The organism is Vagococcus elongatus (genome assembly GCF_003987645.1).
Classification (GTDB): domain Bacteria; phylum Bacillota; class Bacilli; order Lactobacillales; family Vagococcaceae; genus Vagococcus_A; species Vagococcus_A elongatus.
On record NZ_NGKA01000007.1, the window covers coordinates 38,223 to 60,867 of the forward strand.

Annotated in this window: 21 protein-coding genes; 2 read left to right on the top strand and 19 right to left on the bottom strand. The window is 39.5% G+C overall.

Annotated elements, in window-relative coordinates; genetic code table 11:
- Positions 1-39: 39 nt before the first annotated feature.
- From secG to clpP, 9 genes are all read right to left on the bottom strand, one after another.
- On the bottom strand, positions 40-276 hold the full coding sequence (gene secG / locus CBF29_RS05735) for a preprotein translocase subunit SecG (RefSeq protein ID WP_126808344.1): 237 nt from the start codon (positions 274-276) through the stop codon (positions 40-42).
- A gap of 611 nt (positions 277-887) precedes the next feature.
- Entirely contained in the window at positions 888-2,081 is a 1,194-nt protein-coding gene (locus tag CBF29_RS05740) for a MalY/PatB family protein (RefSeq protein WP_126808346.1), read from the bottom strand.
- A 61-nt stretch (positions 2,082-2,142) separates the two neighbouring features.
- Positions 2,143-2,667 (bottom strand): GNAT family N-acetyltransferase, encoded by a 525-nt coding sequence (locus tag CBF29_RS05745; protein WP_126808348.1) that lies wholly within the window; start codon positions 2,665-2,667, stop codon positions 2,143-2,145.
- Positions 2,668-2,821: 154 nt separating this feature from the next.
- On the bottom strand, positions 2,822-3,586 hold the full coding sequence (locus CBF29_RS05750; protein ID WP_126808350.1) for an ABC transporter permease: 765 nt from the start codon (positions 3,584-3,586) through the stop codon (positions 2,822-2,824).
- Positions 3,583-4,494: an ABC transporter ATP-binding protein gene (locus CBF29_RS05755; protein ID WP_126808352.1), complete on the bottom strand. Its 912-nt coding sequence runs from the start codon at positions 4,492-4,494 to the stop codon at positions 3,583-3,585. The genes CBF29_RS05750 and CBF29_RS05755 overlap by 4 nt, the downstream gene beginning before the upstream one ends.
- On the bottom strand, positions 4,491-4,706 hold the full coding sequence (locus CBF29_RS05760) for a PLD nuclease N-terminal domain-containing protein (RefSeq protein WP_245987283.1): 216 nt from the start codon (positions 4,704-4,706) through the stop codon (positions 4,491-4,493). The genes CBF29_RS05755 and CBF29_RS05760 overlap by 4 nt, the downstream gene beginning before the upstream one ends.
- A gap of 6 nt (positions 4,707-4,712) precedes the next feature.
- Positions 4,713-5,825 carry a helix-turn-helix domain-containing protein gene (locus CBF29_RS05765; protein WP_126808354.1) on the bottom strand — a complete coding sequence of 371 codons (1,113 nt, stop codon included), beginning with the start codon at positions 5,823-5,825 and terminating at the stop codon, positions 4,713-4,715.
- A 148-nt stretch (positions 5,826-5,973) separates the two neighbouring features.
- Positions 5,974-6,525, bottom strand: coding sequence for a thioredoxin domain-containing protein (locus CBF29_RS05770; protein ID WP_126808356.1), 552 nt, complete (start codon positions 6,523-6,525; stop codon positions 5,974-5,976).
- Between the two features lie 15 nt (positions 6,526-6,540).
- Positions 6,541-7,137 carry an ATP-dependent Clp endopeptidase proteolytic subunit ClpP gene (gene clpP / locus CBF29_RS05775; RefSeq protein WP_126808361.1) on the bottom strand — a complete coding sequence of 199 codons (597 nt, stop codon included), beginning with the start codon at positions 7,135-7,137 and terminating at the stop codon, positions 6,541-6,543.
- Between the two features lie 175 nt (positions 7,138-7,312).
- Between clpP and CBF29_RS05780 the strand changes: the two genes are divergently transcribed.
- The gene (locus CBF29_RS05780) at positions 7,313-7,831 is read left to right on the top strand and encodes a hypothetical protein (RefSeq protein WP_126808363.1); all 519 of its coding nucleotides are present in this window, start codon (positions 7,313-7,315) and stop codon (positions 7,829-7,831) included.
- Positions 7,832-7,910: 79 nt separating this feature from the next.
- Here the strand turns inward: CBF29_RS05780 and whiA are convergent, their stop codons facing one another.
- From whiA to CBF29_RS05810, 6 genes are all read right to left on the bottom strand, one after another.
- Complete coding sequence (gene whiA, locus CBF29_RS05785; RefSeq protein WP_126808365.1) at positions 7,911-8,843, bottom strand: DNA-binding protein WhiA; 933 nt, start codon at positions 8,841-8,843, stop codon at positions 7,911-7,913.
- A gap of 18 nt (positions 8,844-8,861) precedes the next feature.
- Complete coding sequence (locus tag CBF29_RS05790) at positions 8,862-9,854, bottom strand: gluconeogenesis factor YvcK family protein (RefSeq protein ID WP_126808367.1); 993 nt, start codon at positions 9,852-9,854, stop codon at positions 8,862-8,864.
- A complete protein-coding gene (rapZ, locus tag CBF29_RS05795) occupies positions 9,851-10,738 on the bottom strand; it encodes an RNase adapter RapZ (RefSeq protein WP_126808369.1) in 888 nt (295 codons plus the stop codon). Before rapZ ends, CBF29_RS05790 begins: the two co-directional genes overlap by 4 nt.
- 267 nt (positions 10,739-11,005) lie before the next feature.
- Positions 11,006-13,825, bottom strand: a complete 2,820-nt coding sequence (uvrA, locus tag CBF29_RS05800) for an excinuclease ABC subunit UvrA (RefSeq protein WP_126808371.1) — start codon at positions 13,823-13,825, stop codon at positions 11,006-11,008.
- A gap of 13 nt (positions 13,826-13,838) precedes the next feature.
- Positions 13,839-15,833, bottom strand: coding sequence for an excinuclease ABC subunit UvrB (uvrB, locus tag CBF29_RS05805; RefSeq protein ID WP_126808373.1), 1,995 nt, complete (start codon positions 15,831-15,833; stop codon positions 13,839-13,841).
- A 264-nt stretch (positions 15,834-16,097) separates the two neighbouring features.
- Positions 16,098-17,045 (bottom strand): LacI family DNA-binding transcriptional regulator, encoded by a 948-nt coding sequence (locus tag CBF29_RS05810; protein ID WP_126808375.1) that lies wholly within the window; start codon positions 17,043-17,045, stop codon positions 16,098-16,100.
- A 280-nt stretch (positions 17,046-17,325) separates the two neighbouring features.
- Here CBF29_RS05810 and CBF29_RS05815 point away from each other — a divergent pair, with 280 nt between their 5' ends.
- Entirely contained in the window at positions 17,326-18,606 is a 1,281-nt protein-coding gene (locus tag CBF29_RS05815; RefSeq protein ID WP_126808377.1) for an L-lactate MFS transporter, read from the top strand.
- Positions 18,607-18,665: 59 nt separating this feature from the next.
- Here the strand turns inward: CBF29_RS05815 and CBF29_RS05820 are convergent, their stop codons facing one another.
- The 4 genes from CBF29_RS05820 to CBF29_RS05835 all read right to left on the bottom strand — a co-directional run bounded on the left by CBF29_RS05820 (position 18,666) and on the right by CBF29_RS05835 (position 22,438).
- The gene (locus tag CBF29_RS05820) at positions 18,666-19,517 is read right to left on the bottom strand and encodes a bifunctional 5,10-methylenetetrahydrofolate dehydrogenase/5,10-methenyltetrahydrofolate cyclohydrolase (protein ID WP_126808379.1); all 852 of its coding nucleotides are present in this window, start codon (positions 19,515-19,517) and stop codon (positions 18,666-18,668) included.
- Positions 19,518-19,612: 95 nt separating this feature from the next.
- A complete protein-coding gene (locus CBF29_RS05825) occupies positions 19,613-20,182 on the bottom strand; it encodes a 5-formyltetrahydrofolate cyclo-ligase (protein ID WP_281272909.1) in 570 nt (189 codons plus the stop codon).
- Between the two features lie 21 nt (positions 20,183-20,203).
- On the bottom strand, positions 20,204-20,839 hold the full coding sequence (locus tag CBF29_RS05830; protein ID WP_126808384.1) for a cyclodeaminase/cyclohydrolase family protein: 636 nt from the start codon (positions 20,837-20,839) through the stop codon (positions 20,204-20,206).
- A gap of 207 nt (positions 20,840-21,046) precedes the next feature.
- The gene (locus CBF29_RS05835; RefSeq protein WP_211334255.1) at positions 21,047-22,438 is read right to left on the bottom strand and encodes an alanine/glycine:cation symporter family protein; all 1,392 of its coding nucleotides are present in this window, start codon (positions 22,436-22,438) and stop codon (positions 21,047-21,049) included.
- Positions 22,439-22,645: the final 207 nt, after the last annotated feature.

The window sequence follows — 22,645 nt, forward strand, 5'->3', positions numbered from 1 at the left end:
ATTTAAAAAAGCTCCCTTTATTAGGAAGCTTCATCGTTATTATTTAAGTGGAGCATACGCTAACAGAATGGCTACTACCACCCAAGCAATAGCTAAAAAAGCGGTTAACCTTTGCATCACGGCTTCAAATCCCCGTGCTTTCTGTTTTCCAAATAATTGATCGGCCCCGCCAGTAAAAGCACTTGCCGCACTATTTTGTTTGCTCGGTTGCATCATCACCGCTATGATTATCAAAATCGAAAGCACAATCATGACGCCAACTAAAATATCATACAATTGGTGGTCCTCCCTACTCATCACATAAATTACGTCTATAACATAATAGCATACATACTGAAAAATATCTATTAATTAAGAGGAAATATTTAGTGCCGGTGAAAAGAAAACACTCCTTTTGAGCAGCGTTCATCTTACTGGTTGTACCATAAAGTGAACTGCCCCATGAACTTTGCCAAAAGACTATTTAGGAGTATCTGTTTTATTTTAACATTTTAAAAATGACTTAATGCCCCATTCAAGCTATCTACATAGTTCTCATAGTCCGGTACATCATAGAAAATAGCAATGGCTTTTCCGATGCTGTGCTTTGTTTATTAATGGATAACTCAGCGAGTCTTGCCAAAGACCTAACATATAAATTATAAAATTTATTAACACGATTTTGGCACGACCGCACACACTACTGGTATTTGTCTAATACTACAACAAAAGAAATACTCACTCTTAGCGGTTAAAAATCGAAGGTCCACAAACCAATTGAGTAATTTTTAGCATAGTTATATGGCAAGAACATCTTATTTTACTTACATAATATTGAAGTAACCAGATTGAATACTTATGATTTAAAATTTAACACTCGGTCATAAATTCCCGACCCTCAAAATTATTTATTTCCCCTGCCGTTTTTTCAATCCGGCAATCAAGCGGTCCGCCGCCTCTTCCACATATTTTGGCAGTGTCCCCAGATTGATACGGATAAACTGATCACAATCTCCACCAAACCAGTTACCGTAATCGATAGCAAGATGACACTCTTCTTCCATAAATTCTCTCATCTCTTGTGGCGGAACATAGGCCGACAAATCCATCCAAGCCAAGTAAGTGCCTTGCTTATCCGTCAAACGAATTTTTGGAAAAGCCCCCACTAATTTTTCCTCTAACAGCTTAAAATTAAATTCGATGACTTCCAGCAAATCTTCCAGCCACTCCTCGCCGTAGCGGTAGCAAGCTTCTGTCGTTACTAGCCCCATCGTGCTTAAAGCAGACTTATGAACCGTCTTGGCATAGTCGTCATAACGGCTTCTCAACTCTTTGTTAGGAATCACGATGTGAGAATGCAGCAGTCCTGCCAGATTAAAAGTCTTCGAAGGAGCATTCAAAGCAATCAAATGGGTAAAGTAATTTTCATCCATTGCCAATGCACTGGTAAACGATACGTCCTTTCGTACCAGATCCTGATGAATTTCATCAGAAATAATAAGCACATCATGGGTTTGGCAAAGATTAAAAAGTTTTGTCAATTCCTCTTTGGTCCAGACTCGGCCCACAGGATTATGAGGAGAACAGTGGATGAATAATTTCACCTGTTCTTCGACGATTTTACGTTCTACCTCTTCAAAGTCTATTTCATAGCGACCGTCACGATTGATTAAGTCTGAAGTTACCACTTTACGCTGATTATCACGGATGGCATCATAAAATGGGTAATAAACTGGGGCTAAAATCAATACACTGTCATTTTTTTCGGTAAACGTATTAACCATCCAAAAAAAGCTGTTGACAACACCAGTTGAAAAACGTACCCAGTCTTTTTCCAAATCCACATTGAACCTTTTTTTCTGCCAGTTAAAATATTGTTCATAATATGAATCAGAGACCATCGTGTAGCCAAACGCCCCGTGTCGAACACGTTCAATCAATGCTTCTTCGGCTTTTTTAGGAATTTTAAACTCCATATCCGCCACCCATAGTGGCAGCAAATCTGTTCTAGTGAATTTCTCTGCCATGCCATCCCATTTTACCGAGTCTGTGCCTTTTCTTTCTACCCCATAGATTTCGCAAAAATTTTGAACCTTCGTCACCTTTATTTCCCCCTTTTATTTCCTATGATGATTTATGCTGATGTAAAACAAAAATAATGTGTCACGGCCGCCATTCAAACAAATTGAAGTCTGCCATCAAAACACCATTATAAACTTGAGGAGTCATCCCCACCTTATGAAAGCCGCTGCTTTGATACAATTGATTAAGCATTTCTTTTTCACCAATACAATCTAAACGAATCAAGGTCCCAGACTCAAAATTCAATTTGACGTAGTCTTGCAGGACACTTAAAAATTTATGGGCCAGTCCTTTGCCTGTCTGGCCTTCTGCTAAGGTCAGCTTATGCAGATACAGACAAGGAGTATCAGTAGGATGTTGTTCCCACAGCTCACGATCCCAGTCCGTCATTTCTTGATACAAATAACAGACGGCAATGACTTGCTGATCTATCTCCCCAAAATATATGGAATCTTTTCCCAGCCAATGCCGAATGACCGGCAGTTCCTTATCTTCCAAAATGTTTGACCACTGCTCGGACTGCTTGTTTTTTATTCGCAACGCAGCACCTTTCAGCATATCGTTGACTAGTGTTTCCTCATGACGCAATGCCTTTCTGATTTCCACGGCATATCCTCCCTCATCATAGACACTTTTAAAAAATTATACCACAAAAAAACTCAAATGAATTTTTGAGTTTTTTGCGGCATCGTTTTGGTGAGGCTATTCAATAGGCAGCAACATAAATTAAGAAAAAATAAAAACAGCTGTTTACATAAAACTATATTAATTTTCGCTCAAAAAGCCAAACACTGCTTAAGAGGATGGCAATGCAAAGGATGACCGTCATCATGACCGCTGACGATAAATCACCGGCACTCTTGCTGCCCTCCAAAAGCGGCATAAATTGTTGAAGCAATTGAATTGGGATAAAATCAGACAACTTGGTGACAGCACTCAATAGAAACATCACGATTAGACAGCCGACCACAAATATCAGGACCGTATAACTTTGTCTGCCTATCACGCTCCCTAAAATAATTAAGGTGCATATCAGCAAACCAAACAGCCAAAGGGCGAACAATCCAAAACCTAAAGAACCATAAACCACTTGCTCAAAATAAAGGTAGGCATAGATGAACGTTATCCCCACAGACAGGAAATAATAAAAAGTGAAACTGGTCACCAGCCATGCCCATTTCGCCACGATAACGCTCCGGCGCTTCAAACCTTTAGTCAACAAAATCGTCAAGGAACCCTTTTGATATTCTTTCGTCAAAATAGTGCTGAAAAATAAGACTATGACGATCAAACCCATTTGTGTGACATTTTTATGAAACTGGAGCCAAACGTCCATACCTGTGGGAGATGGTAACGCCTCAGCCATCTCCTTTGATACTAATGTTTCAATCAGTTTGGGGGTGAATTTAGCTGTCAATACGTTAAGAATTCCCAGTAAGAGAAACACTCCGCTTAAAATATACACGTGATAGTTCTTCAAGCTGCTGAAAATTTCCTTTTTTAAAAAAATCCAAGTCTGTGTCATTTCACCACCTCCTGGAACAAATCTTCCAAAGAAGGCTCAAGAATCATAAGTTTTTTGACTGGTATTTGTTTGACTGCTAAAAACTGAAATAAAGCTTGCTGTAATTGCAAGGCATCTTCCCCCTGAAAAATCAAACTTGTGTCATTTTTTTCGGCTGGATGATTTTGATAATCAAATTCCGTGAATTTTTCTCTATCAGAACTATTCATCAATTCTAAAAGAACTTGCTTTTTCTTATGACTAGCTTTTAATTTTTCAATTTCTGTTCCCGAAATGATTTTCCCTTCATGTAGCAGCATCATGTCGTCACATATTTTTTCTACATCACTCAAAATATGAGTAGAAAATAAAACTGTTGTTTGATTCTTTACGCGTCGCAAAAGCTCTAGAATCTCTTTTCGTCCCACCGGATCCAGTGCGGATGTGGGTTCATCACAAATCAGAAGTTTAGGCTCATTGAGAAGAGCTTGAGCAATCCCTAGCCTTTGCTTCATCCCTCTGGAATAACTGCCAATGCTTTTGTTGGAACTTTCCAATTCTACCAATGCCAGCATCTCAGAAATCTTGTTAGAAAGTTTGGAAGCTGACATTCCGGTAATATCTCCACAAAATTTAAGATATTGCACTGCTGTCATTTCATCATAAAAAGCCGGCACATCTGGCAAATAGCCGATAAACTGATTTGTCCTGTTTTTTCTGAATGTCACAGGTACGTTAGCCAAACGAATCTCTCCGCTGTCAATCGGCAACATCCCTACAATACACTTCATCAACGTGGTTTTGCCTGCACCATTTTTGCCGATGAACCCCAAGACCGTCCCTTCCTTCACTTCCATTTCGATATTTTTCAATACTTGTTGGGAACCAAAACTCTTACTGACATGAGATACTTCCAAAATAGTTGTCATTCTTCCTCACGACCAATCGTAAAATAAAGCACCGGCCCGATAATTTGAATTAAAATTACAATGAATAGCCAAAGCCATTTGTTGCCAATGCGGACACGGGGATGTTTTAGAATATGTTTCACTGATAAAATGACCAATGTGACGTGAATCAGAATAATCGGTAAAATCAACGGCAGCAGCTCTTTGACTTCTGAAATACTTAAAATATTCACTGAACATCAACTCCCTGTTAGTTTCATCAGTTGCTGAAATAATTTCTGATACGTACTGTCTCGCCCCAGTTTTTCTTCTATCAAAGGCTGAGAGGTAAAAAACTCTAGAATGCTTGCCTTTACCAAACTCTTATCTCTGGGAATCGTATTGCCTAGGTCAGTTTGCTTATCAAGCCAAAATACGACTTGGTCAAAATAATCATCTCCTTGAAGTTCTATTGCAGGAGACATTTTAAGGATTTCAATGATTTCTGTCATGGCTTCTAGTGCATCCTCCCTTTCGTCCAGTGTTAACAATTGTATAAAAGAAGAAAATAAAAAAGTCAGATATGTATAAGGAGAAAGTTCTTTGATCTGATAAGCTGCTGTTATTTGTTTGATTCGTTTGATGGTTTCGTTCACTTTTTCCGGCGTTTCCAATAAAGATAAATAATGACTGCTGTTTGAGACTAGAGCAAACAAATTTTGATAAATCTCAATCTGAAGTATTTCTCCCGCTTTCTTCAAATCACCTGATCTGAAGTAGGCGTTGGCCAACACTTGATTTTCTGCTAAATAAAGATTGACTTCTTTTCCTAACAACACCATCACCATCTCATTTTTATCTAATAGGGAATAAATAATCGCTTGAATGACGTTTGCTTGTTTCGCCAAATTTGGCTGGGAAGTTTCTTTTTTAATCGTCTCGCTTAATTGAAGTAATTCCTCAAGCAAACTGTTTCTATCAGTGGCATCTCCTGCCAGATTAAGGTGGTTAAATAATAAAATCACCATTTGCAGCTGAAAAGAATAGCACACACTGTATTTTCCCAACATAGCATCAATTTCCTGCTTAACTTCAGAGAAATTTTTCCGAGTAAATTCATCAGAAAAATGTTTATACCACTGACGGGTTTCTTCTTGTGTCAATTGGGGAGAGTAGCCGAGCAGCTCATCTATCGATATCTTAAAAAGAGAGGCCAGCGCTGGTAATAATAAAACATCGGGCATGGTTTGGTGATTCTCCCACTTAGAGACAGCCGATTTTGAAACACCTAAAGCAATTGCCAACTCTTCCTGAGTCATATTTTTTTCTTTACGACAACGTTGAACAATCTTACCCAACTTAATTTCAGTCATTTTTTTCACCTCTTAGACATATCATAAATCTAAAACGGGCTTTTCACAATGGAAAGCTCGCCAACTTTTGGAACAAAAGTTGCCCGCAAGGAAACTTTAATACCATAAAAAAAGCCCAACAAACATTTCTGCTGTTGGACCTTTAAAACTATGATGATAATTGTTTCTGTTTTTCTTCTTCAATCAGCTGACGAAATTCTTCTTGAGAAATTTTTTGATCAAACACATGGTCACCGACCACCATCGTGGGTACAAATTGTACACCCGCTGAGATAGTTTCATCGATAATCGCTTGGCTCATTTCCTCATCGGCATCTTCTGTCAGATGAAGAATTTTCTCTGCATACTCAGCCACTGATGCTGAACCCATTTCTCTGTTCATCTCGCCCCATCTAGTTTGAGAATGATAAATCTTATCCAGCACTGCGTCCACTTCCTCATAACTGGCATGCTTAGGCACGTAACGGTGCAAGACATTCCCGTAATGAAGACCAAACTTTTCCTTGTCAAATAGCTTTAGAACTTTGCGCACCGTACCGTTTTCTATCAGTTCATGGTAAGTTTCCCGGGAATCCTCAAACCATTGAAGGCAATAAGGACAGCGCAGATTGACATATTCCATCACCACTACTGGCGCATTTTCATCTCCCAGTTGGATCCCGATTTTATCACTTATCTTTGAAACCTCTATTATTTCCATCTATTTTCCCCTGAGTTACTTGGTTTTTAATTTATTGTTGACCATCACTTCATCAATCAGACCGTAAGCTTTTGCTTCTTCTGCTGTCATAAAATTGTCACGGTCGGTATCTTTTTCGATAACTTCAATCGGTTGACCAGTAACTTCAGCCAAAATTCTATTCAAACGATCGCGTGTGTCTAAAATATGTTTAGCAGCAATTTCAATTTCTGTGGCTTGTCCTTGAGCACCGCCTAAAGGTTGATGGATCATGATTTCTGCATTAGGTAACGCAAATCTTTTTCCTTTAGTTCCAGCTGCAAGTAAAAAGCTTCCCATTGAAGCAGCCATACCTAAAACAATGGTCTGTACATCAGCTTTCACAAAATTCATCGTGTCATAAATTGCTAAACCAGATGATACACTACCGCCTGGTGAGTTGATATACAAGAAAATATCTTTTTCTGAATCTTGAGCATCTAGAAATAATAGTTGGGCAATCACTGAGTTGGCCACGTTATCGTCAATAGGACCACTCAACATGATAATTCTGTCTTTCAATAAACGAGAATAAATATCATAAGCTCTCTCTCCACGAGCTGACTGCTCAATGACTGTTGGAATTAAATTCATTTTGTTTCCTCCTATTTTCAAAACTTTTCCCCTAATTGTATCATACAGGGGAAATTTGTTCATAGAGTAAGTTTATACTAAAGGTCAGTAATGGTCAATTATTATGTTTGTCTTTTACAATTTGTTTTTCTTTGATATAGTTAACGTGCTAGACAATTTTTGGAGGGAGAATTCTATGACAGAACTAATCGGTACTTTGTTAGGTGTTTTGCTGGGAGCTTTGATTGCCATCGCCGGCGTAAACATCAATAATAAAATGATTTTCAAAGAATTCGATCGGCGTGAGCAAATAAAAGAAAAGATGAAAGAAATCGATATGCTGATGCTGTTAAATAAAAAAATCAACGAGATTATGCAAAAAAGAGACATCGAAATCAGAGATGACGTCGACATCACCAATTATGAAAAAGTTGCAAATTTTGATGATGTAAAAATCACCATTGATGATTTTATTTATTTACAGTCTTTTTGTGCGCAAAACCACTACTATCTGCCAAACTATATGGTAGAAGAATTCTTCAAAAAAATTTCCCATCGAAAAGTCGTTCTTGATCCTCAGATTATCCGGACGGAAGGGGCCTACAGCTATCAAGGAGGCCGTGTCGTTCTGGAAGAATTTTCTGAACAGTTGATCCGAACGGCTGAAGACCGAAAAATCGAATTGAAACAACTCACACAAAAATATCGAAAGTAACATCAGTCCCATAGTCCCACGTAAATGATGATACAGTCAGTCAAAATATCAGACAGCTAAGAAAATGCTGTCTGATATTTTATTTTCCTTCTCTTAGTTTATCAGCGAACTCATTTATTTTTCGAATGCGGTGATTAATACCTGATTTTGAAATAGGACCCGAAGGCACGAGCTCCCCCAACTCTTTCAAGCTGACCTCGGGATGTTGGAGTCTCAATTCCGCAATTTCCTGCAGTCGCTCATCCAAATTACCCAAACCGACAGTGGCTTCGATGTAGTTGATATTTTCAATTTGCGTTGATGCTGCTTCGATGGTTTTTGATAAATTAGCCGTTTCACAGTTCACCAACCGATTCACCGAATTTCTCATGTCACGAATGACTCTCACATCTTCAAATTTCAGCATGCTGGTAGTCGCCCCTATCAGTGTCAGAAAATCAGAAATATCTTCTGCCCCTTTCAGGTATGTGATGTAACCATTACGCCGGTTATGAGTTTTAGCTTTTAAATGATAGTACTCAATCATTTCTTTCAATTCTCTGCTGTGATTTTCATATAAAGAGTAAATCTCTAAGTGGTAACGGCTAGTTTCCGGATTATTCACCGAACCTCCGGCTAAAAAAGCCCCCCTGAGGTAAGCTTTCATCCTCTCACTATTGCCGATAATCATATCTGACACATGATCCATCAGCATGCCGTTGTCAAAAATATCCAAATCCATTAAAATCTTTTGCGTTTCTTGTTTCAAGCGGACAATATAAATGTTGTTTTTCTTTAATTTCATTTTGCGCCGAACTAGAAATTCTGCCTGAACTTCATAATGGTCACGCAACAATGTATAGATTCTTCTGGCAATCGCCGCATTTTCAGTTTGAACATTTAAGACGAAATGACGGTTAGCTAAAGACAGTGCACCATTCATCCGTATCAAAGCCGCCAGTTCCGATTTAGCTAAATCACGATGGACTTCCAAGGTAGTGAGCTCTTTTTTCACATCTGAGGCAAACGACACTTGCTACACCTCTTTCTCTTAATACTTAGGACCCAGCACAATCCTAAACAACTCCTCTACGACTTTTTCCCCATCGTGGAAAACGCCGCCTTTCCTCAACTTTAGAAAATTAGCTGAAATCACTCGACAGCCTTCTTCCCGGAGCCGTTTAAAATCGTGTGTCACCTGAACCAAATACTCATCGTATTTTTCAGTGTCCATGTAACCCTCTGGCACACCCTCTGTGTTTACCAACACCGTATCAATAAATTTTTTTCCAAGGTGCCGATTGAGAACCTCTACATGATTTGCATCTGTGAAGTGCTCCGTTTCCCCTTTTTGGGTCATGATGTTGCAGATATAAACAACTTCCGCATCGGCCTCTACCACGGCCTCCCCTATTTCTTTAATCATCAGATTAGGCAAAATACTTGTAAACAGACTGCCAGGGCCCAAAACAATCATATCTGCATCTTTTATTGCTTGAATGACTTTTCTAGATGGTTTTGGCTTTTCATTATCACAGGAATTAGTCACAAAGACCCGTTCAATCTTCTGACGTTTTTCTGCGATTTTTGATTCTCCAGAAACCACAGACCCATCAGCATACTCTGCGTGCAATGTCAGAGATTTTTCCGATGCGGGATAAACATGTCCATCCACTTGCATAATCTGCCCTAAAATTTGGATTGCTTCATAGGTGCTTCCCCTCATTTCAGACAGGGCAGCAATAATCAAATTCCCCAGTGAATGATTAGCTAAAAATTCATCATCCTCATTAAAGCGATATTGAAACAAATCCTCAAATAATTTTGGCATCTCTGATAGAGAAACCAGCACGTTTCTCAGGTCGCCCGGCGGAGAAATATTGACACTTTTCCGCAACGAACCACTGCTTCCTCCATCATCAGCCACAGTGACGATAGCGGTAATGGAAGCCCCCTGATTGCGCAAGCCGTTTAAGATGACCGGTAATCCTGTCCCACCACCAATGACGACAATATTCGGTTTTCTTATACGGTATGTTTTCATGAACGATTCACCGTCTCTTTTCGTTTTCCGCAGTCACGGTGTGTCGTATTTACCGGATACAAATCAAGTGCTTTTATATCAGCGGCCAAGCGCTTAGACAAAGCTACAGAACGATGTTGTCCACCAGTACATCCGATGGCAATCGTCAAACTCGTCTTTCCTTCTTTTTCATATCCCGGTAAAATCGATACAATCAATTCTTTAAACTGTTGATAGAATTTCTCCGTGTCTTCAAAGCCCATCACATAATCATACACCGGTTGGTCCATCCCTGTCAGAGGACGTAAATTTTCCACATAGTGAGGGTTAGGCAAAAAGCGGACATCCATGACAATATCCGCATCAATCGGCAGTCCATATTTAAAACCAAAAGAAACGACCTCTATACGGAACATGTTAGTGTCTTCAGATTTAAAATCATTTAAAATTCTTTGACGTAATTGACGGGGAGTCAAATTCGTCGTATCGATAACCATGGCGTCAGCCTTGATTTCCTCAAGCAACGCACGTTCTTTACGAATCCCATCGGTCACCAGTCCGTCCATCGCAAGGGGATGGGTTCTTCGGGTTTCTTTGTAACGAGACACCAGCTCCTCATCGGAAGCATCTAAAAAGATAATACTTGTATCAATCATTTTTGTATTTTCAACTTCAACAAGTGTTTGTTGCAACTCTTCAAAAAAAGAACGTGAACGTAAATCAATCACCAAAGCTAATTTAGTGACTTTTCCTGATTCTTTGATTAATTCCCAAAATTTAGGTAACAATCCTGGGGGCATATTGTCGATACAGAAATAACCCATATCTTCAAAACTTTGCATAGCAACGGTTTTTCCAGCACCACTCATTCCTGTGATGACGACTAATTTTAAACTTTCAACCATCTTGCAGCCTCCTTCTTTACTTCTTAGATATTATAGCATAGCCGGGCGTATCATGGTAGAGGATTGGTTTTACATTTTTTCCCTATAAAAAACCAATATTTTTCTAAAGTTATATTTTTCTAAAGTTATATTTTCCTAGTTCCGTTGGATTTTACTATTTTCTAAGCTTTAACCCCTCTGTTCCTATCTGATATCATTGAAATAGCCAACGATAAAAACATCAAAAACTCCTTTCCTCAAAAATACTTTGAAGAAAAGAGTCTAAATTTAGTTTAATATTTTTTTTAAGTACTGACCGGTATAACTTTCTTTAACCTTTACAATTTCTTCCGGCGTACCTGTAGCGACAATGGTGCCCCCTTGATCTCCCCCTTCTGGTCCTAAGTCTATGATATAATCAGCCGTTTTGATTACGTCTAAATTATGCTCGATAACAAGGACCGTATTCCCAGCATCCACTAAACGGTTCAAAACTTTCAGAAGCCGCTTGATATCTTCAGAATGCAGACCTGTTGTCGGTTCATCTAAAATGTAAAAACTGTTGCCTGTTTGTCTCTTATGCAATTCACTAGCTAATTTCATCCGCTGGGCTTCCCCACCCGATAATGTGGTCGCCGGCTGACCCATCGTAACATAACCAAGGCCGACATCTACAATCGTTTGAAGTTTTCGTTGGATTTTCGGAATAGCCTTAAAGAACTCTGCTGCCTCTTCAATCCGCATATCTAACACTTCGGAAATATTCTTTCCTTTGTAGTGAACTTCTAACGTTTCAGAATTATACCGCTTGCCATGACACACTTCGCAAGGCACGTAAACATCAGGAAGAAAGTGCATTTCAATTTTGATGATTCCGTCTCCTCTGCATGCTTCGCAACGCCCACCTTTGACATTAAAGCTAAATCTTCCTTTTTTGTATCCCCGAACTTTTGCTTCATTAGTCATTGCGAATAATCCGCGAATATCATCAAAGACGCTGGTGTAGGTGGCTGGGTTACTCCGCGGTGTCCGTCCAATCGGGCTTTGGTCAATATTAACCAAGCGTTCGATAGACTCATACCCAACAATTTTTTTATGGGCACCGGGACGCTCTGAGTTGCGATTGATTTTTTGAGCAAGAGCTCTTTTCAAAACAGCGTTGACTAACGTGCTTTTCCCTGAGCCTGAAACCCCTGTGACCACCACAAACTCTCCCATAGGAAATTTCACTGTTAAATTTTTCAGATTGTTTTCTTTAGCTCCTTGAACTGTGACGAATTTTCCATTGCCCTTTCGTCTTTTAGCCGGCACTTTTATTTGACGCTTGCCTGCCAAATATTGTCCTGTCAACGACATTGTATTTTCAATCACTTCTTCTGGAGTCCCTGCAGCGATAATTTCCCCACCATGTTCACCGGCTCCCGGTCCCATATCAATCAGATAATCGGCCGACCGCATGGTATCTTCATCATGCTCTACGACGATCAGGGTATTGCCTAAATCTCTCATCTTTTTTAACGAAGTAATCAGCCGATCATTGTCCCGTTGATGTAAGCCAATGGATGGCTCATCAAGAATATAAAGTACTCCCGACAAGTTGGAACCAATCTGAGTTGCCAGACGTATCCGTTGGGCTTCCCCTCCCGAAAGAGTGCCTGATGAACGGCTTAAACTCAAATAATCTAGGCCTACATCTTCAAGAAAAGACAAACGGTCCCTTAATTCCTTGAAAATCGGTTTCGCAATCATGCTGTCCTGTTCGGAAAGTTTTAACTGTTCAAAAAATTCCAATGCATGAGTGATGGACAGTTCGCTCACTTCACCAATGTGCTTACTTCCAACTTTCACCGATAAAGCTTGAGGGTTTAGGCGATAACCATGACACGTTTGACACTCCAATTCTGTCATATATAAGCGCATTTGTTCACGGGTGTAGTCGCTGCTTGATTCATGGTAACGGCGATTTATATTAATGAGCACTCCTTCAAAGGGAACATCCACATCACGTACACCGCCGAAATCATTCTCGTAATGAAAATGGAACGTCTCCCCTTGCGACCCAAGGAGTATCAACTCTTGTTGGGCCGTGGTCAACTCTTCAAAAGGAGTATCGAAATCAATCTTGAAGTGAGTGCACGCCTGCTCTAACATCGCTGGATAATAATTGGAACTGATAGGATTCCACGGGACAATTGCTCCCTGTCTTAATGTTTTTGAAGGATCAGGAATAACTAAGTCCTGATCGACCTCTAACTTGACACTCAACCCATCACAATCCGGGCAAGCTCCAAAGGGCGCATTAAATGAAAACAATCGAGGTTCAACTTCCCCTAGAGTAAAGCCGCAATAAGGACAGGAATAATGCTCGCTGAACAAAATTTCCTCCCCGCCGATGACATCCGCCAACGCGTAACCTTCAGCCAAACGCAGTGCAGATTCAAAGGAATCAAACAGACGAGAACGAATTCCTTCTTTTATTGCTATCCGGTCGATGACAATTTCAATCGAGTGTTTTTTATTTTTTTCCAACTCAGGAACTTCCATGACATCATAAATTTCACCATCGACGCGTACACGGACATAGCCTTCTTTTTTTATCATTTCAAAGACTTTTTTATGCTGTCCTTTTTTTCCCACGATGATAGGTGCTAAAATTTGGATTTTGGTACGGTTTTCCATCTCCAACACACGTTCAACCATCTGTTCAACAGACTGACTTTTGATCTCCGTGCCGTCATTGGGACAAATCGGAACCCCGACACGAGCAAACAGCAAACGCAAGTAGTCATTTATTTCTGTCACTGTCCCCACCGTAGAACGAGGATTTTTGCTGGTAGTTTTCTGGTCGATAGAAATTGCCGGACTCAAGCCGTCAATACTATCCACGTCCGGTTTGTCCATCTGACCTAAAAATTGACGGGCATAAGAAGACAAACTCTCCACATATCTTCTTTGACCTTCAGCGTACAATGTATCAAAAGCCAAAGAACTCTTCCCGGAGCCTGACAAACCTGTAACGACCACTAACTTGTCTCGAGGAATCGTCACATCAATATCCTTTAAATTATGTTCTCTCGCGCCATGAATGACAATTTTATCATTTGCCACGCTTTCACCTTCCTTACAATTCAGCTTTTAATTCTAATACTGTGTCGCGCAATGTGGCTGCTCGTTCGAAGTCAAGAGCTTTGGCAGCATCTTTCATCTCTTTTTCAAGGTCAGCAATCACGTCTTGTTTTTCTTTCTTGTTCAACTTACCATAATTATCAACTAAATCGTATGCTTCCGCATCTTCTGCAACTTTAGAGATACTGATCAAATCACGGATTTCTTTAATAATCGTTTTAGGTGTGATGCCATGTTCTTCATTGTATTTTTCTTGGATGCTTCGGCGCCGTGCCGTCTCATTGATTGCTTTTTCCATGGAGTCCGTCACTTTATCCGCATACATGACCACTTTCCCATTAGCATTACGAGCAGCACGCCCAATCGTTTGTATCAACGATCGCTCGCTTCGCAAGAATCCCTCTTTGTCTGCGTCCAAGATTGCAATTAGTGACACTTCTGGTACGTCCAGTCCTTCACGCAGCAAGTTTATCCCCACTAATACGTCAAATTCTCCGAGACGCAAATCACGAATGATTTCAGTTCGTTCCAACGTCTTGATATCACTGTGAAGATACTTCACTTTAATGCCCAATTCTTTCAGATAATCAGTCAAGTCCTCCGACATCTTTTTAGTTAAAGTCGTGACAAAAACACGTTCATTTTGTTCGATGATTTGATGGATTTCTCCCACGAGATCATCGATTTGCCCCATAATCGGTCTAACTTCGATTTTTGGATCAAGCAAACCTGTTGGACGAATAATTTGTTCGATTACATGATCGGTACGTTCCATCTCATAAGGACCCGGTGTAGCTGATACATAGATAATCTGATTCACGTGCTCTTCAAATTCCTCGATCCGTAATGGACGATTATCCAAAGCACTTGGCAAACGAAAACCATAGTCCACCAGCATCTGTTTTCGGGAACGGTCGCCATTATACATTCCCCTGATTTGCGGCAGAGACACATGAGATTCATCCGCTACAATCAGAAAGTCATCAGGGAAAAAATCTAGTAGCGTATACGGTGGTTCACCAGCTTTACGACCATCCATATGCCTGGAGTAATTTTCGATCCCTGAACAATAACCCATTTCCCGCATCATTTCAATATCATAATTTGTCCGCTGTTCTAAACGTTGGGCTTCTATCAATTGATCATTGTCACGCAGTTCTTTTAAGCGCACAACTAATTCATCTTGAATTTTTTTTATTGAAGATTCCATATGTTCATCATCGGTCACAAAGTGAGTCGCCGGAAAAATGGCCACATGTTCCTGATCAGAAATAATTTCTCCAGTCAAAGCATCTACTTCCCGAATCCGCTCGACTTCATCACCAAAAAACTCGACTCGCAAAGCGTGGTCAGCACGAGAAGCCGGAAAAATCTCCACCACATCTCCTCTGACACGAAAACGTCCCCGCTGAAAATCAATATCGTTGCGTTCAAACTGAATACTTACCAGTTTTTCCAACAACTCTCCTCTTTCCATCTCCATTCCTTGTCGAATCGACAGGACTTGCTTGCGATATTCTTCCGGATCTCCTAATCCGTAAATACAGGAAACAGAAGCTACCACAATAACATCATTTCTCTCTAAAAGAGAACTTGTCGCTGAATGTCGCAGCTTGTCGATTTCATCATTGACACTGGAATCTTTTTCGATATAAGTATCACTTGAGGGAACATAGGCTTCAGGTTGATAATAATCATAGTAACTGACAAAATACTCGACAGCATTATTAGGGAAAAACTCTTTGAATTCACTGTACAGTTGCCCTGCCAGGGTTTTGTTGTGGGCGATGACCAATGTGGGTTTCTTTATTTCCTTGATTACATTGGAGATAGTAAAGGTTTTTCCTGTCCCTGTAGCTCCTAGTAGAATTTGTTCTTTCTCATTGTTCTTTATATTTTTTATCAGCTGCTTGATCGCTTGCGGCTGATCGCCATTGGGTTGATAATTTGAAACCAAATCAAACGCTAAATCTGTTTGTTTTTCAATCATCCAACCACCCCTTTATTCTTAATAATAGTCAATCGTAGTCACTTCATTATTTTAACATAGGGAACATACTTTCGCTACTTTTTAAGAATAGGCTAAAAGACAAAAAAATTCAAGAGAACATTTGAAAATGGAGCATAAATTTTTCAATAGCTGCTTGAAGTCTATATGACCTCATTTACATATTAAACATAATTGAAACACCTCTATGCTTTTAAAAAAAGATAGAGGTGTTTCTTTACAGTATTGTTCCTTTTTACACCGTCTTTAACGCGTGCTTCCTCTGACAATCAATTCAGGCTCAAACCAATTATTGCCCTGTGAAACACCTTCTTCATCAATTTTTTTCAACAGCATTTTCGCACACGTACGCCCCATGTCAATCACTGATTGTTTCACTGTCGTTAGTCTTGGGTAGGCAATCTGGTCTAGAAAAACTCCATCAAAGCCAACAACACCAAACTCTTCTGGCACTTTCCCCTCTTTTCCAAGCAAACCTCTGATTATGCCAAAAGCCAAGCGATCCGAACTGCAAACAAAGGCAGTATTTTTCTCAAAAGAATCAAAATATTCTTCGATGTAACCTGCGGAATAACGAGAACGGTTTTGAAAGCGAACGATTTTTGTCTCCTTATTTTTTTCTCTCATCGCTTGCAGATAACCTGCTTCCCTTGAGATTTCAAAAGGTTCATCCACATCGATACCAACATAGACGATTTGTTCGTATCCTCTTTCTAACACGTGTTTTGTACTTAAATAGGTCCCTCGCTGATTGTCAGTATCGACAAAATCATAACCGTATTTATTTTCACCAAATAAAATGATTGGATTTTCGATTCTGTGAATCCATTCATAATCCTTATCCCTCATACCAGTGATAATATACCCATCACAAAGACCGATATCAAAGCCATTTTCAGTTACTAGCTGGAGGGAATATTGGTGTTTGTCCAACTCTTTAGAGATGCCCATTAGTAAATTCATATAATAAGGCTCCGTTGTATCCATCTCCTCCAAAATGAAAAGTTTGATAATATGGGTGCGGTTGTTGGCTAAAGCTTTGGCAGCTACGTTAGGTTTATAATCCAACTCTTTCATCGCTTGAAAAACCAACTGCTTCAACTCATCCGTCACCTTCTCAGGATTATTGATTACTCGGGAAACTGTCATCTTAGAGACATTCGCTTTTTTTGCCACGTCAGCTAAAGTTACCATTTTTTCCTCCTGCTTCAGATAATTTATATGTTACTATTATAGCCTCATCTTTAGAAGTTGGCTACTTTTATAAAAATAGATATATCGATTTCGTCTATTTTATACTCAAAGATGTAAAGTATAAGATCTTTTAACGTTATTATATCAAATGACATTACTTAAAAGCTTTATTCCACCCAATCATTATCTTGCAAAATGTCTTTTTTTTAGAGATGTGTTATCTTTTAAATATTTTTAGGGTATAATATATTAATCACTAATAAAGGAGAGAGTATATTTAATGGCACAAACAAAAAAATTAAAGAACAGATGGCTGGTAGCCCTGTCGGGTGTTGCACTCCATCTGTCCATTGGTTCCGCGTATGCGTGGAGCATTTTTACCACACCAATACAGGAGGTTACAAGCTGGAAAGCAAGCCAAATTTCTTTTGCATTCAGTATCGCTATTTTCTGTTTAGGATTTTCAGCCGCTTTTATGGGCAGATATACAGATAAATATGGTCCGCGTGTCACTGGAACCATATCGTCTATTTTTTTTGGCCTTGGAATAGCATTGACTGGTGTCGCTATCTCAATTGAATCTTTACCTATGCTTTATTTAAGTTACGGATTAATCGCAGGCATCGGTTTAGGTACCGGTTATGTTACACCCGTTTCCACAATGATGGCATGGTTCCCCGATAGACGCGGATTAGCCACTGGTATGGCAATCATGGGCTTCGGTTTTGCTACATTAGTCACGACTCCAATTGCAGAAGCGTTAATGAATGCTAGTAATATTGGCTTAGTAAAAACATTTTATGTTCTTGGGGCTGCTTACTTTGTCATTATGTTTCTTGCATCCCAATATATTGAAAAACCACCCGTTGGTTGGAAGCCTAAAGGTTACGAAGAAGAAACACCAGCAGAAAGTGAAGTTCAAACTTCTGGCAACTCTTCCGGTATCGTTGAACTAACAGCTGCCGAAGCTCTTAAAACAAAACGTTTCTGGATGCTTTGGTTGATGCTGTTTATCAATATTACTTGTGGAATTGCTTTAGTGTCATCTGCTTCTCCAATGGCACAAAAAGTAACAGGCATGAGCACAGGCCTTGCTGCAACGATGGTAGCAATTATGGGAATCTTCAACGGTGGCGGTCGCTTCGTTTGGGCAACTGTTTCAGATTATATGGGAAGAGCCAATGTTTTTACCGCATATTTTATCATTGATATTGTTGCGTTGGCGCTATTATACTTTACAAAATCACCTATAGCATTTGCTATTCTAATTTGCATCATTATGACTTGTTACGGTGGAGGTTTCTCTGCAGTTCCTGCTTTCATCAGTGATATTTTTGGAACAAAAGCCGTCGCATCTATCCACGGATATATTTTAACTGCATGGGCAATGGCTGGGATGGCAGGTCCGTTAATTTTATCTTTCACTGCTGATAAAACAGGGTCTTATTCGTCTGCTATTGTTATTTTCATCGTAATGTCAGCTATTGCCTTGATACTATCATTTTTAATCAGAGCAGACATCAAAAAATCTGCAGCACCGGCAAACAGCCAGCAATCATAATTTATTTAGCATAAAAAAAGAGAGTCTGGAACTAACCGTTCCGATTCTCTTTTGCTTTATTATTTTAACAGCTCATAGGCTTTCAATACATTTTCTGCAAGAACAGCATTAGTTACTGTGCCAACACCTCCTGGTACTGGTGTAATAGCAGCAACTTTTTTTACTGCCTCTTCATAGACCACATCTCCAACAACTTTACCTTCTGGAGTTACGTTAATCCCCACATCAATAACTATGGCATTTTCATCTAGCTGGTCAGCTTCGATATGATGGGGAATACCAATAGCGCTGATGACTATTTCAGCATCCCTTGTTTCCCTCTTTAAATCTTTTGTAGTACTTCGGCAAATCTTCACTACTGCTCCCCGGCCCATTAAGGCCAAAGCAAGAGGTTTCCCGACCACCATACTATAACCCACCATCACAACACGACTTCCGGATAATTCAACCCCTATAAAATCTAAAATATCCAGACATGCTTGCGCAGTACAAGGAATGAATTTTGAAAAATCTCCTTTGTAAATACCCAGCATATTTTTCTCGCCAAAACAATCAACATCTTTTTCTGCTTTGACGATTTGGCTGGCGTAATGATCAGATAAGTGAGCAGGCAGAGGTTTTAATAGTAAAATCCCATGAACATCAGGATCATCATTCACTTTAGTAAAATTGCTGTCAAAAACTTCTTGCGCCACGTCTTCTGCTAAAGTCACAGTCTTTACATCAAATCCTAAGTTTCCTAGGATTTTTTTGCAGGAATTTTCATAATAAATCTGGTCTGCATCTTCTCCAACTCTCACAATTGTCAGACAGGGTTTTTCTGAAAGCTTTGCCAGTTTCTCTTTAATTTTTTCGTTTTTAGGTGCAGCAATTTCTTTCCCTTTTAATATTTTTGTCGTCAATAACGTCACTCACTTTCTCTTCACTTGTTACTGCATAGTAACATTTTTATCATTATTTTGTCTGTCATCTTTAGTTTATCTGTTCAGAAACAATCTGATAACAGTCAACGATGGATGATCTTTTTTACTTCATTTTCAGTAATAAGCCAATCGACAGGTACATCGTGGGATTCACGAGGCACATCCGAAACAACCATTTGAGACCAAAGACACAAAACTTTGCTCATTTGGCTATCTGTCAAATAACGGTCATAGAACCCTCCGCCATAACCTAAACGGAAGCCTTGTTCATCAGCAGTGATACAAGGGATAATCCCTAAATCTATTTCATGTTTTTCGACTACAGGACAACCGTCAACAGGTTCTAAAATCTGGTATTTGCCGCTAGAGAGTGCCAAATCTGTCAAATCGGTGATTTCAAAAGCTGCCATCTCTCCAAGTGATAATACTTTTGGGACGCAAACCCTTTTGCCCTGTGATAAAAACTTTTGAATAAATAACCGAGTATCGATTTCATCAGTCATCCCCACATAACAAAATATCATCTGGGCACGCTGATAGAGCTCCAAGTTGACTAAAGCTGTCAGAATATTGGCTTCTGCCCGCTTGCGATAAGCTAAAGATAATTTCGCTCGACGCTGAATCATTTCTTTACGTAATTCTTGTTTACTGATTTAAATCACCTGCTATTTTTTTCAATAGATACGATTTTTTACTTGATTAAATATATTTTCTGAAAGTTTATCGCCTTCTGATAAATATTTTTCTGTCCTGTTAACAATCTCATCTGCATATTTTTCATCCATCATGGACTTAGCATTGATATAGATATTTAAGGAAGCACTTTTCAAACCTGCCTCGAGCATAGCAACACCCACACCCACATCACTGAGAACTAATTTACTTCCTTTTTCAAGAAGTTCTTCTAATAGAAACATCGCCTTGACAGAAAGCTCCATCATCTCTAATGGTGCACTGCAAGCTAGTCTCAAAGACTCTTCCATCACTTTTTCTTTATGCTTTTTCTCTTTTTCGGTTCCTTGAGCTAACCCATAAGCTTGAGATAGTGGAAGAAAATTATCAGCATCTTCTTGTACCAACTCCATAAATCTTTCCAATGTCACCCCAAACTTTTCCAATAGTTGTCCAAGATCTTCTTCATATTGGGCATACTTTTTCTTTCCTTTGGTCAAGTTGACAACCATCATTCCCAAAGCTGTTCCCATGGCGCTGGCATAGGCTGCCGCCCCACCTCCGCCAGGTGCCGGCAATGATGAACTTAAATCTTGTAAAAACTTTACTGCTGATTGATTCAGCATTTTTTCCGACATAACCAATCTCCTCTCTCCCGCTCTTTTCTAACTTTCAACAAAGATTTTAAACTATTTTCATTTAACATTCTATGGTTTTCTTTTAGCAGTGTGAAATTTGAATCTTTTAATTTTAAAAATTAGCTACCTGCATCACCTATCAGGTAGCTAATCAATTATTCAAATCTGACACTGGTAAATCATTCCTGAAGAAAATCTATTAACTTCTTAAAAGGCATCTTCTTCTGGCTGATACGGCAGTCCTTGGTCATATTCTTTCGTATGTTTCGCAATGACTTTATGAAGCATCAATAGCGCCAATACATTAGGAATGACCATAAAGCCATTAAATAAATCTGCTAAGGACCAAACCAGTTCAACTTTTAAAATACAGCCGACAAACATAAAGACTGCTACGAGTACTGCATACATAGGAACTGCTTTTTTCCCAAATAAATATTCCACATTAGCTTCTCCAAAAAAATACCAGCCTATGCATGTAGCATACGCAAATAGAGCGACACAGATGGCAATAAAGGGATAACCGAAAGCCCCCATTGTTTGAGAGTATGCATGCTGGGTCAGTTCGATACCATCTAAAAATGCACCGTTTTCCATTGCTCCTAAAGAATTCGTTGTGAGTATGACTAGTACAGTCATTGGAAGCAACACAATCGTGTCAATAAACACACCCATCATGGCGACCAGCCCTTGGTCAGCAGGGTGTTTGACTTTTGCCAGCGCATGGGCATGAGGAGTGGACCCCATCCCCGCTTCGTGTGTAAACAAACCCCGAGCCACACCGTAGCGCATCGCCTGTCTGACTGTAACTCCCAAAATACCGCCAAGGACAGCCTCAGGGTTAAAGGCTCCAAGAAAAATATCTTTAAAGGCTTCTGGGATAGCTTTATAGTTAATCATGACCACTACAATAGAAACGATTGAAAAAAAGACTGCCATGGTAGGCACGACTTTTTCTGTCACGGCAGCCACGCGTTGTCTGCCGCCAAGAAATACATACAATCCGGCAACACCGAAAACAAGACCTGAAAGCCATGCCGGAATATTAAAAGCCGCCTCAAATGCATTTCCAACAGAATTTGACTGCACCATGTTGCCCATAAAGCCGAGAGCGAGGATGATAAAGACGGCAAACATCGCCGCCATTACCTGTCCCACCCTGCCTTTGAAAGCTTTTTTAATATAAAATACTGGTCCGCCGACCACTTGCCCGCCTCGTCTGCCTCGATATATTTGTGATAAAGTAGCTTCGGAATAAATGATTGCCATCCCGAGTACGGCACTGATCCACATCCACAAAATAGATCCCGGTCCTCCAAGAACCATTGCTGTGGCAACGCCCGCAAGATTCCCTGTGCCAATTTGTGCTGCAATCGATGTCATCAGAGACTGAAAAGAAGTCATTCCCTCATCGTCTGCTTTTTCTCCAAAAAATGCGATATTTCCAAAGGTCAACTTGAAACTTTTCCTAAAATACCTGAATTGAACAAACTTTGTTCTAATAGTGTAAAAAACACCTGTGCCGATAAGCAAAAATATCAAAATGATATCCCATAAAAAATCCCTAATCGTATTGATAAACTCTATAAACTGATCCAATAAATTCCACCCCATTTTTCATAATGTTCTTCAATTTAAATTTTCATGGAATAACCTAGATTTCTGAAAATATACAATGAGAGTGGTATAACTATTATTTTATCGGCAGTGTATCCAAAAAGTGAACAAAATTAAGCAAAATACGGTAAGCATATTAATGTAACAAAACTATTTTATTTTACAGAAATCTAGGCTGTTTTGGCTTAA